We start from the raw sequence: 16,866 nt of genomic DNA, 5'->3' as shown, positions 1-16,866 counted from the left end.
CCCACGAACACCAGCATCACCAGGATATCCAGCGAGAAGCTGGCAAAGATCAGCCCGGCAACGGTAGCCACAATCATGGTGATACGGCCCACCATCATCATGATGCGGGGGCTGGGCTCGTCACCAGCGATGTTCTTGCCGTAGACGTCCGCCATCATGATGGTGGAGAGCGCTGACAGGTCAGAGTCTGCGGTGGAGGACAGCGAACCAATCACCAGGATAAAGAACAGGGCCACAAACACCGGCGACAGGTAGGTGGATACCATCTGCGGGATCAGGTTGTTCATCTTGCCATCAATGGGCTCCATGCCAACGGACAGCGCCATAAGCCCAATCATGCCGAGGCCGATAACGATGGCACCATAGCCAATGGTGGCCGTGACAAAGGTGGACTTGATGTTTTTCTCACGTACGGCAAACAACCGCTGGGAAATGGTCTGGTTACCGATGGCGTAGGCCAGTACCGCCACAAAGAAGGGGGCGCCCTGGTGCAGTATCGCCTCCATGGAAAACAGGTTTGCCTGCTCGTCCGTCAGTCGACTGAGTCCCTCCACCATGACCGAAGGGCCACCGGCCGCGAACAGCACCGCCGGGATGATAATAATGGCGATAGCCATCAGCGCCACCAGCTGGGCAAAGTCGGTAAACACGGACGCCCGGAAGCCGGACGTCAGGGTGTAGGCAAGCACGCCGATACCGGCAACCATGACGCCCACCTCGAACGACAGGGGCGAGAGTACTGATACCAGGGCACCGGCCGCGGTGAAGTTCACCATCAGGCTGATGACGCTGCCGAGGATATTGGAGCCAGCCAGGATCAGCTGGCTGGACGCGCCGTGGCGGGCGTGGATCAGTTCACCCAGGGTATGACCATTGGGCGCCAGCTTGCGGAAGCGACGGCCGAAAGGGTAGATAAACAGGATCATCAGCGCCCCCCAGAGCCCGTAGTGGATGGGACCGGAAACGCCGTAGGTGTAGCCGGATGTGGCCGCGGCGTAAAAGGACGCGGCCCAGATCCAGGTAGCGGTCATGCTCGCCGCGCCCATGCCATAACCAACGTGGTGCCCCGCCACCATGAAGCCGGAAGTGTCCTCTTTGTCCTTGCGGATCAGCAGGGTCAGCAGGTAGGTGCCACCGTAGAAGGCAGCAAGCAATAACAACACGGTAAGTGTTGAAAACTGGGTAAATCCGTTCTCGTTCAAATCAGGGCCTCTTTTTCTGAAACACAGGTATCCTGCCGGGACCGGGCCGATAGCTGACGGCCGCCAGGAACAGGGGTCTGGGGTTCCCGCGTGGGGTTTTGCCTTGAGGGCAACGGGCAGGGTGGGCTTTTCCAGCCCGGTTTCAGCGAGGCTAAGGGAAGCTCAGGTGTGGCAGCAGCTCACACAGTTCTTTAGACGTCATGATATTTGCACTCCTCAAAATCGAATACTGAACTGGCCGGCGCAGCGTTGTGCCGTGCAGTGTTCAAGCTTTTGGATGCGAAAATCTGACAAATCGCCGGTTTTCAGTCAGAAATCCGGGGTCAGAATGAGGGAGCGGCAGACCATACGAGATAACCGGGACAGAGTCCAGTGTTTAGTGGGCGTAATATTAGTGTTCGACTGAGGTCAATGCTGGAAGCCAGCTATTGGAGTTTGCGGTCTGGGGTTGGGGGCTGGCGCTGGGGCAAGGGCGCTTTTTACGCCGCAATTCACGGCCCGTCCATGGGCCGCCTTGCTAAAGCGACGTCCCTGTCGCAGCTCCAAAAGCGCCCTTACCCCATCACCGTCAGACTGCCTGCTGGTCGCCGGCAAGGAATAACGGAAATAAGGGTATTCGGTACCTTCGCCCGGTTAACCAAAATCGGAGCTAACAGTAACCGTTGAGATATCGAGAAAGTCACGAGTGTGAGGATGGGGGAGGTCTTTCAGAGCAGCGACATGGATGTCGCGGAAGCGTTGGGGTGGCAGGACGCCCCTCCAACGCGGCGGCGAAAGACCTCCCCCAGCCTTACACCGCCCCCCAAACCCTCAGGCTACAAACCCAAACTCCATAGCCCACAGGCAACTGAACCCAACGCTGAAGCCGAAATCAGATAATCCGGGAAAACCGCTGAGAAGCCCCTTCCTTCCGATAGAGATCGAAAATCTGGCAGATCGCCCGGATCAGCAGCCGGCCGGCGGGCTGGACCTGCAGAACACGGCCATCATCTCCGATCAGTTCATCCTGAATCATCGGCTTCAGGCGTCGCAGTTCATCGGCAAAGTAGCCGTCAAAGTCGGCACCCCAGGCGGCCTGGAACTGCTCCCGGTCAAGGCGGAACTGGCAGATCAGCTGACCGATTACCCAGCGGCGGATCTGATCGTCCCGGGTCAGGCCGACGCCGCGAATGGTAGCCAGCTGACCCTCATCGATGGCCTGCTCCCAGGCCGGCAGGTCATGGTTGTTCTGGAAGTAGGCATCATCGGTCTGGCCAATCGCTGACACACCAAGAGACACCAGGTCGCAGTCCGAATGGGTGGTGTAGCCCTGGAAGTTCCGGTGCAGCCGACCTTCCCGCTGGGCCACCGCCAGGGAGTCATCCGGCTTGGCGAAGTGGTCCATGCCGATGTACTCGTAACCGGCCTCCAGCAGACGGTTGATGGTGTTGTGGAGAATGGTCAGCTTCTGCTGTGGGCTGGGCAGCGTATCCCCCTGGATCCGGGTCTGGGGATAGAACCGGTCCGGCAGGTGGGCGTAGCTGAACACAGAGAGACGGTCCGGCGACATCTCGATCACCGACTCCAGGGTCTCGGCGAAGCTTTCCGGGGTCTGGTGAGGCAGTCCGTAGATCAGGTCCAGGTTGATGGACCGGAAGCCGATGCGGCGGGCCTCGTTCAGCACGCCCTCGGTCATCTCCCGGGGCTGGATGCGGTTGACCGCCTTCTGTACCACAGGATTCACGTCCTGCACGCCCAGGCTGATGCGGTTGAAGCCCAGCTTCCACAAGGTCGGCAGGGTGTCTTCGTCCACTTCCCGGGGGTCGATCTCCACGCTGTAGTCCCGCTCATCACCGGACTGCAGGTTGAACAGCTCGCCGTAACCGGCCATCAGGTGCTCCATCACATCCTTTGGCAGGAAGGTGGGGGTACCGCCGCCCCAATGCAGTTGCTGGACCGGGCGGTCAGCACCGAACAGCTTTGACTGGATAGCCGCCTCCTTCAGCACACGCTCCACATAGGGCATGGCCTTGTCCCGCTTCTTGGTGATGACCTTGTTGCAGGCGCAGTAATAGCAAAGGTGTGCACAGAACGGCAGGTGGGTGTACAGCGACACCGGGCCGCCCGTTGCCTTGCTGCGACCGGCCGCCTTCACCATATCGTCCACCCGGAAGTCCGGCGTGAACTCCACCGCCGTGGGGTATGACGTGTAGCGGGGGCCGCTCAGGTCATAGCGGCGGATGAGGGCCTCGTCCCAGATAAACTCGGGAAGAACGGATTCGGCAGTGGCCGGGGAAGCGGGCATGGCAATACTCGATCTGACGGGTGCATGGTGGTCGGCCAGTGTAGGACAACCGGCTGGGCGGCATATTGACCGACATCAGGTTCATTATAGGGCACGCGGTGCTGAACCACCCTCGGGCTGATGGCGTACTTCGGGTATCACTTAAGGAATAGCACCATGGCCAACCTGATCCTGATACTCGGTGACCAGCTCAGTCACCACCTCTCGGCCCTGGAGGGAGCCGATCCCGCCACCGACCGCATTGTCATGGCCGAAGTACACGATGAGGCCAGTTACACTAACCACCACAAAAAGAAGCTGGTGCTGGTTTTCAGCGCCATGCGCCACTTTGCCAGGGAGCTGACGGGTAAAGGGTGGCAGGTTGCCTACTACCGGTATGACCCCGATTCACCCCACAAGGATCTGCTGTCGGTTGTACAGGAACAGGTATTGTCCCTCAGCCCGGATAAACTCGTGATCACCGAATGCGGGGAGTGGCGGCTGGACAACCAGATTCGCAAGTGGTTCGATGCACTCGGCGTGCCCGTGGAAATCCGTCCGGACAGTCGCTTTATCGCCGGCAAGGCAGTGTTCGCCCGCTGGGCTGAAGGACGCAAACAGCTGCGCATGGAGTTTTTCTACCGGGAGATGCGCCGCAAGACCGGCCTGCTCATGACACCGGGCGACGAGCCGGAAGGTGGCCACTGGAACTACGACGCCGACAACCGGCGCAAGTGGAAGGGCCAGCCGCCGGCCCCGGCGCCTTTCCGGGTGGAGCCGGACGACATCACCCGGGAGGTGATAACGTTGGTCGACGGACACTTCAGGGACCATTTCGGCACCACCGATGACTTTCACTTTGCCGTCACCGCTGACAGGGCCCGGGAAGCCCTGGATCACTTTATCGACTTCGCCCTGCCCTGCTTCGGTGACTACCAGGATGCCATGGCGGACCAGGAGGACTGGCTGTTCCACGCTATCCTGTCACCCTACCTGAACTGCGGTCTGCTGGACCCCATGGAAGTGTGTGAAGCCGCCGAACGGGCCTGGTATGCGGGGCAGGCACCACTCAATGCGGTGGAGGGTTTTATCCGCCAGATTATCGGTTGGCGGGAGTTTGTGCGGGGTATCTACTGGCTGAAAATGCCGGAGTATGCCAGTGAAAACCGCCTGGACAATGACCGCTCCCTGCCCTGGTTCTACTGGAGCGGTGAAACCGGCATGCACTGCCTGCACCGGACCATCGACAGCACCCGGCGCAACGGCTATGCGCACCATATTCAACGGCTGATGGTCACCGGCAATTTCGCCCTGCTCGCCGGCATCAAACCGGAGGACATCTGCGACTGGTACCTGGCGGTCTATGCCGACGCCTACGACTGGGTGGAGCTGCCCAACACGCTCGGCATGGTGATGCACGCGGACGGTGGCTACCTGGGTTCCAAGCCCTACGCCGCCAGCGGCAAGTATATCCATCGTATGTCCGACTACTGCGGTCAGTGCCGGTACAACGTCAACCACACCTCGGAAGAGGACGCCTGTCCGTTCAACGCCCTTTACTGGCACTTCCTGGACCGCCACAAGGACGATTTCAGCCGCAATCCACGCATGGTGATGATGTACCGGAACTGGCAACGGCAAGACCCGGACCACCGCAACGCCACCCTGGAGCGAGCCAACTGGTTACTGGACCACCTGGACGAACTTTAAGGAAGCCCGGTCAGGGCGGGCCCTCTTCGCAGGCCAGCACAAGGGCCCAGAATTCCGAAAAATCGTTGACCACCACATCCGGCTTGTCCGGGTGCTTGTGGGTGCCCGGGAAGATCTTGTTAAGCCAGGGCAGGTCCCACTGGGCACCGTTGAAAAACACGGAGGTAAGTCCGGCCCGCTTGGCGGCGATCACATCCGTGGTGCTGTCCCCCACATACCAGACACTGGGGTCCGGCGGGTAGTCCAGCTTCTGGATCGCCAGCAACAACTGATCGGGATGCGGTTTGCGCAGCGGGGTATCGTCACCGCACACATCCACGTCGAACAGCTCCGTCCAGCCGGTACCCTCCACCGCTGCCAGCTCGTGCTCGAAGAACTCCCGGTCCCGGTTGGTAATCACCCCCACCTGGATATTCAGCCGCCGCAGGCCGTTCAGCACATCCCTCACCCGGGGCTCAAAGGCCTTGACCGTGCCGTAGTGTTCCCGGTAATGGCGGTTGAATGCCTTGTGGGCCACCTGCTTGGCTTCCTCGTCGTCACCAAACAGAACTTCGAAGATGTCAGTTCGGGAGATCTTGCGGTCCGCCCGCACCTTCGGGTGCAGACGGGCAAATTCCCGCACATAGGCTACCAGCCGTGCGTCATCCGGCGTCTTGCTGTCTTCCGGCGCCAGCATTCGCTCCATCAGGCCCAGTTCACTGAACTCCGGCAGCATGTCATCCACCGCGTGGTACATGGCGTCCAGGGTATCCACCAGGGTGGCGTGCCAGTCGAACAGCACCACTGCCGGGCGGATCAGCCTGACCACCGCCGGGTGCCAGTCCGGTTCGATGCGGGGCTCCGGACGCTCGGGGGGCGGGAACGGCCGCGGCCGGGCTTCGGCAGGGATAACCGAGAAGGCTTCCGGGTGACTGCGTTCCAGCAGGGCCAGCAGGTCCATCAGGTCCTCGAAGCTGTCCAGGATGGCCGCCGGCGCATCCCGGTGGCTGAACCAGCTGTCAATGCGCCCCGGCTCCCAGGCGGCGCCGTTATAGAACACGCCGGAGACACCGGCCTTGTTGGCGGTGAGCATGTCCACATAGCTGTCACCCACGTACCAGGCCCGTTCGTCCGCCGGCAGGTCCAGCTTTTCCAGCGCCTTGAGAATCACCTGGGGGTCCGGCTTGTATTCGGTTACATCATCGGCACAGACCGTGGCATCGAACAGGTTTGCCCAACGGCCTTCGTCTACCGTCTGCAGTTCCTTGTCCAGGAATTCCCGGTTGCGGTTGGTGGACACCGCCAAGCGGATACCCATGACCTTAAGGGCAGACAGGTACTCATAGGCGCCCGGCTGGAAGGGCTTCACCTGGCCGAAATACTTGCGATAGCAGTCGTTGTAGGCCTTGTGGGCAACGAGCTTCGCTTCCCGGTCGTCACCGAAGATGGCATTGAAAATATCGGTGCGGCTGACACGACGTTCCGCCAGGATGCGCGGGTGCAGACGACGGAAGATGCGGATATAGCGCACCAACCGGGCATCATCGGACGTACGGCACTGATCCTCCGGCAGCAGCCGCTCCACCAGGCCCAGATCCTCCAGCTGGGGCAGCATGTCTTCCATGGCGCTGAACATGGCATCATGGGTATCCACCAGGGTGCCGTGCCAGTCAAAGACCATAACGGAAGGCGGTGGCAGGCAGTCACTGAATCGCGCCATTGAGGCATCTCCTTGCAGACCCGTTTCCGGGAACCGAACGTAAGGGTTTGTTGTCTCTCAGTAAAACCCAAACCATCACGATGCACAAAAAAAGCCGCTTACCCAGCAAGACCTGCGCCGTTTGCCAGCGACCATTCAGCTGGCGCCGGAAGTGGGCCCGCGACTGGCCCCGGGTTCGCTACTGCAGCGAACGCTGTCGACGTAACCGGCAAAACCCTGGAGCACCCACCCAATGACAACGGTTGTCTGGTTCAAGCGTGACCTGCGCACCCGGGACCATGCCCCGCTGATAGCCGCCGCCGAACGCGGCCGGCCCGTCATTCCCCTGTACGTGGTGGAACCCGGGTACTGGCAACTGCCGGATACCAGCGAGCGTCACTGGGGGTTTATCCGCGAATCCCTGGAAGACCTGGACCGTCAGCTGCGCAAGGTCGGCAGTCGCCTGCTGGTCATCCATGGTGATGTGCTCGATGTGCTGGGTACCCTGCACGCCCACTACGGCATCGGACGCATATTCTGCCACCAGGAAACCGGCGGCCAGTGGACGTTTGACCGGGACCGGGCGGTACTGGGCTGGTGTCGCAGCCATGGCACCGAGTACCGGGAGTGGCAACAGTTCGGCGTGGTACGCGAGCTGCCGGACAGGGACGAATGGGATACCCGCTGGCAGTCCCTGATGACCGCTCCGGTGCTGTCGCCGCCGGAACACCTGCCCATGCCGGCAGACCGGTTCCAGGACTGGCCGGATATCGCCACCCTCTCCATGCCCGATATCTCCCACGGCATGCCCAGTCCGGACCGCCAGGCCGGCGGTAGCGGCCATGGCGAGAAATTGCTGGCGTCGTTCCTGGACCGGCGGGTTGCCGGTTACCAATACAAGATCTCCAGCCCCAATACTGCCCCCAGGGCATGCTCCCGCCTGAGCCCACACCTGGCCTATGGCACGGTCAGCCTGCGACAGGTCTACCAGCAGGCCCGGGCGATGGGGGATCATCAGAGCAGCCTGCCCCGCAAGCAACGCAGCCTAACCAGCTTTCGCTCCCGCCTGCACTGGCATTGCCACTTTATCCAGAAACTGGAGGACGAACCGGAGCTGGAATTCCGCGCCCTGCACCGGGACATGGAGCAGCTCAAGGCAGGCCCGGATGACTCCGAGCGACTGCAGCGATGGCAGCAGGGCCAGACCGGCTGGCCGCTGGTGGACGCCTGTATGCGGGCGCTGCACCACACCGGCTGGATCAACTTCCGCATGCGGGCCATGCTCATGGCCATTGCCAGCTATCAGTTATGGCTGCACTGGCGCGAGCCGGCCCTGCACCTGGCGCGATTGTTCACAGACTTCGAACCGGGCATCCATTACCCCCAGGCCCAGATGCAGTCCGGTCTTACGGGCATCAATGCCCTGCGTATCTACAATCCGGTGCTCCAGAGCCGCAAACTGGACCCCGAGGGGGCATTTATCCGCCGCTGGCTGCCGGAACTGGAAGGGGTACCGGATGAGTTCATTCATACCCCCTGGCAGATGACCTTCAGCCAGAAGCAGCGGTTCGGGGGCGACCAGTACATCGAGCCGGTCTGTGACCACGAGCAGGCCGCCCGTGAGGCGCGGCAGGCCATGGGCGAATTTATCCGCCATCGGGTAAACACCGGTGAAACTGACCGCGTCCTGGCCCGCCACGGCAGCCGGCGGCGGCAGCACCGTGCCCGTGCCGGTACAAACAGTTCCGCCCCGGATGATCAGCAACTTACCCTGTTCTGACAGCGGGGTTCCGCTGGTCAGTCTATGTTGCTATTCTCGGAGACCTGAGGCATTCCAATAACAACAGGCCAAACACCCGAGCTTCATCCATGAACTGGAATCTGCTGCTGCCCTACGATTTCTCGCCATTGACCATACTGGCGTACCTGCTGGTGGCCAGCGGCTATATCGTTGCGCTGCGGGCCCTTCCCGGCGAGGAAAAGCCCGGCCCGGTACGCATCTTTGCGTTCTTCCTGGGCCTTCTGCTTTGCTATGCGGTGATGCAGACCTGGTTCGACTACTACGCCTCATTCATGTTCTTTATACACCGGGGCCAGCACCTGATTCTTCATCACCTTGGCCCCATGCTGATCGCTCTGTCCAACCCCTTGCCGATTCTGCGCTTCTGGCACCGACAGCTGGCACCCGCCATGGGCGCCTGGGCCCTGCCCATCCGATGGGGTTACAACACGCTGCAACAGCCCTTTATCGCCGCCTTCCTGTTTGCGGGACTTGTGTACTTCTGGCTGTGGCCACCCATTCATTTTGATGCCATGCTCAGCCGCGACCTGTACTGGGTCATGAACTGGAGCATGCTGCTGGACGGCTTGCTGTTCTGGTGGCTGATTTTCGATTCCCGCTCCCCCCACGACACCCCGTCGCTGGGGTACGGCAAACGCATCCTGCTGCTGGTGATGGTGGCCGTACCCCAGATGGTGCTGGGGGCCTGGATCGTGTTCAACCGGGGCATGGTCTACGACGTGTATGAGGTTTGTGGCCGTGCCTGGCCCATGTCACCAGCGGATGACCAGCTGATCGGGGGCATTCTGACCTGGATTCCGGCCGCCATGATGAGCGTGGTGGGTATTCTGATTCTCATCGGCCGGGCCATGCGGGATGACCGTCCCCGTCCCCGGCGGCAAGTTGCGGAGGAAGTAACACCATGAGATTCCGAACCCTTTTCACCCGGTCCCTGTTGATCACCGGCCTTGTTCTGATGCTGTCGGGTTGTCTGGGTGAAGAACAGCAGTGGAACGCCAAGGAGATCGACGGCCTGCTGCCGGACCTGGAGTTTACCCTCACCCGGAGCGACGGCCGGACCGTTACCGCCGAGGAGTACCAGGGCCAGGTGCGCCTGATGTTTTTCGGGTTCACCAACTGCCCGGACGTCTGCCCTGCCACCCTGGCCAAGCTGACCCATGCCATCAAGGCCATGCCCGAAGACCTGCAGGACGAGGTCACGCCCCTGTTTGTCAGCGTCGACCCGCAACGGGACACCCCTGAGCGTCTGGGCGAATATGTGAACTTCTTCTACGACCGTACCGTGGGCCTGACGGCAGACGAGCCTGCCCTGCGCGAACTGGCCAAGCGTTACCGCACCACCTTCGGTTACGACGACCCGGACGACAGGGGCAACTACAACGTTTCCCACAGTGCCGCCATCTATGTCTTTGACCCGGAGGGCAATGCCCGGCTGCTGCTGCGCCCGGACCTGCCCACCGACCAGATTACCGAAGACCTGGTCCAGCTTGCCCGCGAGGCCCGCTCCTGAGCGGCCTTGGCAGCTCGCGTTCCGTGACCCTGTCTCACTCGTAATGTCCTCCCGGGCTCCGGTGGTTCACAATATTCCCTCGGGGCCAGAGCCCCTGCGCCCGAACCAAGGGAAGTCCGAAGTGTAAGGGAGATGTACCCGTTATGAGCCGTTCCATCCGCTCCAGCCTGTTCCTCATGGTGGCACCCTTTGCCGTGACCTTTACCCTGGCGGCCTGGGTGGTAGACAGCAAGATGGGACCATGGCTGGATCGCCCCCTCTTGCTCAACTGTACAGAACGCGGGTTCTCGCCCTGGATCTGCAGCCTGCAGGATGGCCTGTTAACGTGGATCGCCCTCGGGTTCGGCATCCTGGTTCTGCTTTCAGTGACGGCGCTGCTGTCCCTGAGTCTGTTCCGTAATCAGCTGCACAGCCTGCAGCAGGATGTGATGGACTTTCAGAAAGGGCACCGCAGTCATCTGCCGAATGCGCCCCGGGAAATGCACCCGCTGGTCCAGCTGCTGAACCGTATTCTGCAATCAGCCCTGAAAGATCCTGCGGGGGCCACGTCCAGCCACGATGAAAGCGCAGAGCCGCAGCCCAGGGCATCCGCCCCGGCGCCGGAACACCCGCCAGAGCCCGCGCAACCTTCTCCGCCACCACCACGGCCACCCCGCCCCCGAGCCGCTACCGAGCGCCCACGGGAGCCGGTCAGTTCACCCGGGCCGGTCGCACCGCGGAAACAGCCACAGCCGCGAACCCCGGAGCCGTCACCGGAGCCGGCTCCCCGGGAGCGGCCGGATGAACGGGACCTGGAAGTTTCCCTGAGTGAGCTGGACGCTGACCTTGAGCAGGCTCTTGCCGAGGCCGAGGCGTCCATTCCCGACGCTGAACCTGAACCTGAACCTGAACCTGAACCTGAACCTGAACCTGAACCTGAAAAAAGCGTACCTCCGCAGAGGAGGGACGCCACCGGCAACCCCGGTGTGGAGGTGCCCGAACCTCCCCGCGATACCCCCGCGCAGCCCGAGGCCCCGGGGAGGCCCGGGCGCCGCAAGAATGAGGCGTTCCCGGCCCGCAAGTGCCGCAAGCTGATCGCCATACTGGGTCACCGTTACCCCGACGTGAACTTCGAGCTGATCACCGATGTGACCGAAGACGCGCCCTGGTCCATCCATGAGGCGGAGCTGACCGAAGTCTTTGGGGAACTGCTGGATAATGCCGGCAAATGGGCAGCCTCCCAGGTGAACATCTTCCTCGCCATCAAGGGCAATATGCTGGTGTTTGGCGTGGCCGATGACGGCCCCGGGGTAGATCCGGAGCTGATGCCACACCTGGGCGAGGAAGACTTCCGGGGCAAGACGGACCAGGCACCCGGCCGGGGGCTGCCTGCCGTACGCCGGGTAATTGACAGCCACGGCGGGTCACTGGCGTTCGACCGCAGTCGTCTCGGGGGCCTCGAGGCCATTGCCGCGCTGCCCGGCTCACCGGTCCCCCGCCACGCGAGGGCATCCGGGCTTCATCACTAACAGCCAGTGCGGGAATACCGTGGCAATAATGAAATAGCCCTTTGCGGGTCCGGTGCGGTGTGATAGATATAGCGTCCACCAGAACCGGGCTTTCGGCTCCCCTGCTGCCCTGCCCGGATGTCCACTGCATCAGGTACTCCCCGTGCCCACAGCGAAAACCGCCCCGACCATTCTGTGTCAACTGGCTGCGCTCCTCGTGCTGTCGGGCATGGTATTGTGGGATGCTCCGGACCGCCTGACCAGCGACACAGAGAGCCCCGGCCAGGCCATCTGCGCAGAAGAATGCCTGCTGGTCACCGGCCCGTCCGCAGACGGTGCTTCTGCCGATGTCGTGGGACCGCCTCCGACAGCAAGCCGTGCACCCCGGCTTCCCATCGCCCGGACCACGATCACCAGCGGGACAGCACCATCAGCCTTCCGCCCCTCCGACCACCCCGGCCTGCCCAGGGCGCCACCACTCGGCTTCGCCTCCAGCGTCTGAATCCTGTTTTGCATCAACATTGATCGGGGCGATCCCCGGAGTAACCTAATGAAAAAAAGCCTGTTGTTGCCGGCAGCTGCCTTGTTGTCGGTATCCGATTCCCTGTGGGCAGCCGAAACCGGCCGTGCACTGGACCTTATCCATCACCCGGTGGGCTACCTGGCCATCGCCATCTTCGTGACCGGCTACATCCTGGTCATGCTGGAAGAGAAAATTCACCTGGCCAAGTCCAAGCCCATGCTGATGGCCGCTGGCCTGATCTGGATCCTGCTGGCCCTTGTGTATCGCAATGCAGGCGTGACCGGCGAGGTGGAGGAAGCCATCCGCCACAACTTCCTGGAGTACGCCGAACTCTTTTTCTTCCTGCTGGTGGCCATGACCTACATTAACGCCATGCTGGAGCGGGGCGTCTTCGACCAGCTGCGTATCTGGCTGCTGGGCAAGGGCTTCGGCTATCGCCGGCTGTTCTGGATCACCGGCACCCTGGCGTTCCTGATCTCGCCGGTGGCGGACAACCTGACCACCGCACTGATCATGTGTGCCGTGGTCATGGCCGTGGGTCGGGACAGTCCGGCGTTTGTGTCACTGGCCTGCATCAACATTGTTGTCGGCGCCAATGCCGGTGGTGCGTTCAGCCCCTTCGGCGACATCACCACACTGATGGTCTGGCAGAAAGGCATACTGCCGTTCCAGGACTTCTTCCAGCTGTTCCTGCCCAGCCTGGTTAACTTCCTGGTGCCGGCCCTGCTGATGCATATGGCGCTTCCCAAAGGCCAGCCCATGGCCCCGGAGAGCCACGACCGGGTCCTGCGCCCCGGGGGCCTGGTCATTTGCGGCCTGTTCCTGGCCACCATTGCAACCGCCATCAGCTTCCACCAGTTCCTGCACATTCCGCCGGTGTTCGGCATGATGACGGGACTGGCCTACCTGAAGATCTTCGGTTATTTCCTCAAGCGCCATGAGGAATATCAGTGGCAGGAATCCTCGGAAACCCCGCCCGGGGACAGTTCCGGTGAGCACAGTTTCGACGTGTTTGCCCACATCGCCCGCTCGGAATGGGATACCCTGTTCTTCTTTTACGGTGTCATCCTGGCGGTTGGCGGTCTGGGCTTTATCGGGTATCTGGGATTGATGTCCACTACGCTGTATGTGGACCTTGGCCCTACCGTGGCCAACATCCTGGTGGGCGTCATTTCATCCCTGGTGGACAACATCCCGGTGATGTTCGCCGTACTGACCATGAATCCCGATATGCCCGAGGTGCAATGGCTGCTGGTCACCCTTACCGCCGGCGTCGGCGGCAGCCTGCTCTCCATTGGTTCCGCCGCAGGGGTGGCACTGATGGGTCAGGCCAGGGGGCATTACACCTTTTTCAGCCACCTGAAGTGGACACCCGCCATCGCACTGGGCTACGGCGCCAGTATCTGGGTACACTTCCTGGTAAATGGCTGAGACAAGGCGGAGGCAGGCATGAAAATCGGCGAAATGGCGGAACAGTCCGGTATCCCGGCGGAAACCATCCGCTACTACGAGAAGATCGGCCTGCTTCCGGCCCCCGACCGGCAAGCCAACAGTTACCGGCATTACCGCCAGTCTCACCTCGACCGGCTGCTATTCATCCGCCGCTGCCGCAACCTGGACATGGCCCAGGAGGAAATCCGCGAACTGGTCCGCCTGGCGGACCAGCCCGACGCCGACTGCAGCGAGGTCGACGCCCTGCTCGACCGCCACCTGGGTCATGTCCGGGCCCGGCTGCAGGAACTGCGGGAACTGGAAAAAACCCTCAGCAACCTGCAAAAAGCCTGTTCCGAGGGTCGCACCGTAGCTGAATGTGGCATTCTTGGCGGTCTGACCCGGGACCTTGGGAGCGACCCGCCGCCGCATCACAGCAACCACATTCCCGGCAGCCATGGTCACTGAGACTTTTCTTGCCGGCGGAGGCTTGACCCTGTAGCAACTACAGGCCTTTGAATGGCTTCATACCATCAAAGGAGGAATGACATGGCCTGCAGTTGCTCCGCACCGCAACCCAAAACGCCCAGCCCGGGATTTCGCCGGGCGCTCTGGATTGCCCTCTGGGTGAACCTCACCATGTTCCTGGTGGAGGGGGTTGCCAGTCTCCAGTCCGGTTCCGTCTCCCTGATGGCCGATGCCATCGACTTTTTCGGCGACAGCGCCAACTACCTGCTGTCGCTGTCGGTCCTGTCCATGGGCATGGTCTGGCGCGGGCGAGCCGCCATGGTCAAGGGCGTCACCATGACCGTATTCGGCCTGGCGGTGCTGGCCCGTGCAATCTGGGTGGCGCAAAGCGGCATCACTCCGGAAGCCATCACCATGGGCGCGGTGGGCTTCCTCGCCCTCGCCGCCAACGTCGCCGTGGCCTGGATACTGTTCCGCTACCGCAGCGGCGACTCCGACATGCGCTCGGTATGGCTGTGCAGCCGCAACGATGCCATCGGCAATGTGGCCGTCATGGTAGCGGCCCTGGGTGTGCTGGGCACCGGTACCGCCTGGCCTGACCTGTTTGTTGCTGCCATTATCGGCAGCCTGGCGGTCACTTCCGGTATCAGTGTCATTCGCCACGCCCGTAGTGATATCAGCGAGGCACAACTGGCCCTGGCTCAACAACCCCGACACTGAAGCGGTACCATCTCCTTCCGTGATTTGGCGTATGATGAGGCAGTGCCATGATTGCAACAGCTTCGCAACGCTGAACAACAACAGCCTCAGAAAAAAGGAGCCCGGTTATGACCAAAGCCATTCGATTCTCCCGCACCGGCGGGCCGGAAGTGCTGGAATTCCTTGACGTGGACACCCCGGAACCCGGCCCCGGTGAAATCCGGGTCAGCAACCGGGCCATTGGCCTGAACTATATCGAGATCTACTTCCGCTCCGGCGTCTACCCGGTGCCCGGCCTGCCTTCCGGCCTGGGCACCGAGGGCGCCGGCGTCGTGGATGCGGTAGGTGAAGGTGTAACCGGTTTTGAAGTGGGTGACCGGGTCGCCTACGCCCAGGCACCGCTGGGCTCCTACGCCGAGCAGCATGTCCTGCCCGCCGACAAGGCCATGCAGTTGCCGGAGTCAGTGGACTTCGAGACCGCTGCCGCCACCATGCTCAAGGGTCTCACCGTGCAATACCTGCTGCGCCAGACCTGGCCGGTCAAAGCCGGCGAAACCATCCTGTTCCATGCCGCCGCCGGTGGCGTTGGCCTGATCGCCTGCCAGTGGGCCAGGGCCCTGGGTGTCAAGCTTATCGGCACCGTCAGCGGACCGGAAAAGGCGAAACTGGCCACGGACCATGGCGCCTGGGCCACCATCAACTACAAGGAAGAAAACATCGTCGAGCGGGTGCGGGAACTGACCGGGGGTGACATGGTGCCGGTTGTCTATGATTCCGTGGGCAAGGACACCTGGGAAACCTCCCTCGATTGCCTGCAGAAGCGCGGCCTGATGGTCAGCTTCGGCAACACCACCGGCCCGGTGAGCGGCGTCAACATCGGCATTCTCAACCAGAAAGGCTCCCTGTTTGTCACCCGACCCAGCCTGGCCGGCTACGCCGACACACGCCCACGGTTCGAGGCCATGTGCGGCGAGCTGTTCGAAATGCTGGCCAGCGGCGATATCAGGGCAGATATCCACCAGCGTTTCCCGTTAACTGATGCAGCCAAGGCCCACGAGGCGCTGGCGAGCGGGCAGACCACAGGGTCGACGGTCCTGTTACCCTGAACCTGGCCAGGGTTCCGGATTTCCGGTGGCTACAGCTGCTTTTCCCCTCCGGTGACTCCATAGATCTCGCCTGAGATAAAACTGGCCGCCGGCGATGCAAGGAAGGCTAAGTGTCGTCACCCTTGACCCAACTCACTGACAAGCTCCGTGGCGTAAGCTAAGCTGATGATGACGGGGCGAACGTGTCCGTCATAACTTGAGGGAGAGAAAACTGATGACAAATCAGGATTCTGCATCATGTGACCGGCCAACAGGCTCGGTCGGAAGCAGCCCGTCACCGGCTGCATCTGAACCAATTGCGAAAGAAGAGGTATCTGTGATGACAGCACGTGTCGGGCAAAAAGCCCCCGACTTCTCCGTGCCGGCTTATCACAAGGGGGGATTCACCAACGTGAAACTCTCCGATTATGCCGGTAAATGGGTGATGCTCTGTTTCTATCCGGGTGATTTCACATTCGTCTGAGCTACTGAAGTGTCGGCGGTCGCCGCAAATTATCAGAAGCTTCTGGACCTGAATGTTGAAGTTATCTCCGTAAGTGTCGACAGTCAATTCGTGCACAAGATCTGGGATGAGCACGAGTTGAGTAAAATGATTGGAGGTGAAGTACCCTTCCCGATGGTAGCGGATCAGAACGGTGCCCTGGGTCGTGCCTATGGTTGCTGGGACGAGAATCAGGGTGTGGAGCTCCGTGGCCGGTTCATCATCGATCCTGATGGTGTTATCCAGGCCATGGAGATGCTCACGCCGCCGGTGGGCCGTAAACTGGCCGAAACCATCCGGCAGATTCAGGCCTACCAGCATGTTCGTGCGACCCAGGCGAAGGAAGTCTGTCCCGCTGGCTGGGAACCGGGCAAGACCACCCTCAAACCCGGGCCGGACCTGGTCGGGAATGTGTGGAAGGTGTGGGACCCCTCCATGGAATAATCGGCCCTGCCTTGAAGCCGACGACGAACCCCGTCCAGGTGACGGGGTTCTTTTTGACCGAAC

Annotated in this window: 15 protein-coding genes; 12 read left to right on the top strand and 3 right to left on the bottom strand. The window is 61.6% G+C overall.

What is annotated here, in order from left to right; all coding sequences use genetic code 11:
- Together ACESMZ_RS09780 and hemN are read right to left on the bottom strand one after the other, a co-directional pair.
- Positions 1-1,202 (bottom strand): sodium:solute symporter family transporter (locus ACESMZ_RS09780; protein WP_372972529.1); only part of this gene is annotated, 1,202 nt, incomplete at its 3' end.
- An 871-nt stretch (positions 1,203-2,073) separates the two neighbouring features.
- Positions 2,074-3,486, bottom strand: a complete 1,413-nt coding sequence (gene hemN, locus ACESMZ_RS09775; RefSeq protein WP_372956574.1) for an oxygen-independent coproporphyrinogen III oxidase — start codon at positions 3,484-3,486, stop codon at positions 2,074-2,076.
- Positions 3,487-3,642: 156 nt separating this feature from the next.
- On the opposite strand from hemN, the gene ACESMZ_RS09770 reads away from it, so the two are divergent.
- Positions 3,643-5,175 carry a cryptochrome/photolyase family protein gene (locus ACESMZ_RS09770; protein WP_372956573.1) on the top strand — a complete coding sequence of 511 codons (1,533 nt, stop codon included), beginning with the start codon at positions 3,643-3,645 and terminating at the stop codon, positions 5,173-5,175.
- A 10-nt stretch (positions 5,176-5,185) separates the two neighbouring features.
- On the opposite strand, the gene ACESMZ_RS09765 is transcribed toward ACESMZ_RS09770, so the two are convergent.
- Positions 5,186-6,874: an HAD family hydrolase gene (locus ACESMZ_RS09765; RefSeq protein ID WP_372956572.1), complete on the bottom strand. Its 1,689-nt coding sequence runs from the start codon at positions 6,872-6,874 to the stop codon at positions 5,186-5,188.
- Between the two features lie 80 nt (positions 6,875-6,954).
- On the opposite strand from ACESMZ_RS09765, the gene ACESMZ_RS09760 reads away from it, so the two are divergent.
- The 11 genes from ACESMZ_RS09760 (at position 6,955) to prxU (ending at position 16,803) form a co-directional block, all read left to right on the top strand.
- Positions 6,955-7,110, top strand: a complete 156-nt coding sequence (locus ACESMZ_RS09760) for a DUF2256 domain-containing protein (RefSeq protein ID WP_372956571.1) — start codon at positions 6,955-6,957, stop codon at positions 7,108-7,110.
- Positions 7,107-8,633 (top strand): FAD-binding domain-containing protein, encoded by a 1,527-nt coding sequence (locus ACESMZ_RS09755; protein ID WP_372956570.1) that lies wholly within the window; start codon positions 7,107-7,109, stop codon positions 8,631-8,633. Before ACESMZ_RS09760 ends, ACESMZ_RS09755 begins: the two co-directional genes overlap by 4 nt.
- 89 nt (positions 8,634-8,722) lie before the next feature.
- Positions 8,723-9,559 (top strand): cytochrome c oxidase assembly protein, encoded by an 837-nt coding sequence (locus ACESMZ_RS09750; protein WP_372956569.1) that lies wholly within the window; start codon positions 8,723-8,725, stop codon positions 9,557-9,559.
- On the top strand, positions 9,556-10,164 hold the full coding sequence (locus tag ACESMZ_RS09745; RefSeq protein WP_372956568.1) for an SCO family protein: 609 nt from the start codon (positions 9,556-9,558) through the stop codon (positions 10,162-10,164). The genes ACESMZ_RS09750 and ACESMZ_RS09745 overlap by 4 nt, the downstream gene beginning before the upstream one ends.
- Before the next feature lie 143 nt (positions 10,165-10,307).
- Positions 10,308-11,672, top strand: coding sequence for an ATP-binding protein (locus tag ACESMZ_RS09740; RefSeq protein WP_372972528.1), 1,365 nt, complete (start codon positions 10,308-10,310; stop codon positions 11,670-11,672).
- A 142-nt stretch (positions 11,673-11,814) separates the two neighbouring features.
- Positions 11,815-12,153 carry a hypothetical protein gene (locus tag ACESMZ_RS09735; RefSeq protein ID WP_372956566.1) on the top strand — a complete coding sequence of 113 codons (339 nt, stop codon included), beginning with the start codon at positions 11,815-11,817 and terminating at the stop codon, positions 12,151-12,153.
- A gap of 48 nt (positions 12,154-12,201) precedes the next feature.
- Complete coding sequence (gene nhaD / locus ACESMZ_RS09730) at positions 12,202-13,605, top strand: sodium:proton antiporter NhaD (RefSeq protein ID WP_372956565.1); 1,404 nt, start codon at positions 12,202-12,204, stop codon at positions 13,603-13,605.
- An 18-nt stretch (positions 13,606-13,623) separates the two neighbouring features.
- The gene (cadR, locus tag ACESMZ_RS09725) at positions 13,624-14,073 is read left to right on the top strand and encodes a Cd(II)/Pb(II)-responsive transcriptional regulator (protein WP_372956564.1); all 450 of its coding nucleotides are present in this window, start codon (positions 13,624-13,626) and stop codon (positions 14,071-14,073) included.
- An 81-nt stretch (positions 14,074-14,154) separates the two neighbouring features.
- Complete coding sequence (locus ACESMZ_RS09720) at positions 14,155-14,793, top strand: cation transporter (protein ID WP_372956563.1); 639 nt, start codon at positions 14,155-14,157, stop codon at positions 14,791-14,793.
- Positions 14,794-14,900: 107 nt separating this feature from the next.
- Positions 14,901-15,878 carry an NADPH:quinone reductase gene (locus ACESMZ_RS09715; RefSeq protein ID WP_372956562.1) on the top strand — a complete coding sequence of 326 codons (978 nt, stop codon included), beginning with the start codon at positions 14,901-14,903 and terminating at the stop codon, positions 15,876-15,878.
- Positions 15,879-16,092: 214 nt separating this feature from the next.
- Entirely contained in the window at positions 16,093-16,803 is a 711-nt protein-coding gene (gene prxU, locus ACESMZ_RS09710; protein WP_372956561.1) for a thioredoxin-dependent peroxiredoxin, read from the top strand.
- Positions 16,804-16,866: the final 63 nt, after the last annotated feature.

Origin of the sequence: Marinobacter sp., from assembly GCF_041690615.1 — a bacterium.
Lineage (GTDB): Bacteria > Pseudomonadota > Gammaproteobacteria > Pseudomonadales > Oleiphilaceae > Marinobacter.
Note: the sequence above shows the minus strand (reverse complement) of the source record. Positions and strands in the feature narration are given on the sequence as shown.

Excerpts from the sequence above, each read along its gene's own strand:
- hemN (WP_372956574.1), bottom strand. The coding sequence starts at position 3,486 with ATGCCCGCTTCCCCGGCCACTGCCGAATCCGTTCTTCCCGAGTTTATC.
- ACESMZ_RS09770 (WP_372956573.1), top strand. The coding sequence starts at position 3,643 with ATGGCCAACCTGATCCTGATACTCGGTGACCAGCTCAGTCACCACCTC.
- ACESMZ_RS09765 (WP_372956572.1), bottom strand. The coding sequence starts at position 6,874 with ATGGCGCGATTCAGTGACTGCCTGCCACCGCCTTCCGTTATGGTCTTT.
- ACESMZ_RS09760 (WP_372956571.1), top strand. The coding sequence starts at position 6,955 with ATGCACAAAAAAAGCCGCTTACCCAGCAAGACCTGCGCCGTTTGCCAG.
- ACESMZ_RS09755 (WP_372956570.1), top strand. The coding sequence starts at position 7,107 with ATGACAACGGTTGTCTGGTTCAAGCGTGACCTGCGCACCCGGGACCAT.
- ACESMZ_RS09750 (WP_372956569.1), top strand. The coding sequence starts at position 8,723 with ATGAACTGGAATCTGCTGCTGCCCTACGATTTCTCGCCATTGACCATA.
- ACESMZ_RS09745 (WP_372956568.1), top strand. The coding sequence starts at position 9,556 with ATGAGATTCCGAACCCTTTTCACCCGGTCCCTGTTGATCACCGGCCTT.
- ACESMZ_RS09740 (WP_372972528.1), top strand. The coding sequence starts at position 10,308 with ATGAGCCGTTCCATCCGCTCCAGCCTGTTCCTCATGGTGGCACCCTTT.
- nhaD (WP_372956565.1), top strand. The coding sequence starts at position 12,202 with ATGAAAAAAAGCCTGTTGTTGCCGGCAGCTGCCTTGTTGTCGGTATCC.
- cadR (WP_372956564.1), top strand. The coding sequence starts at position 13,624 with ATGAAAATCGGCGAAATGGCGGAACAGTCCGGTATCCCGGCGGAAACC.
- ACESMZ_RS09720 (WP_372956563.1), top strand. The coding sequence starts at position 14,155 with ATGGCCTGCAGTTGCTCCGCACCGCAACCCAAAACGCCCAGCCCGGGA.
- ACESMZ_RS09715 (WP_372956562.1), top strand. The coding sequence starts at position 14,901 with ATGACCAAAGCCATTCGATTCTCCCGCACCGGCGGGCCGGAAGTGCTG.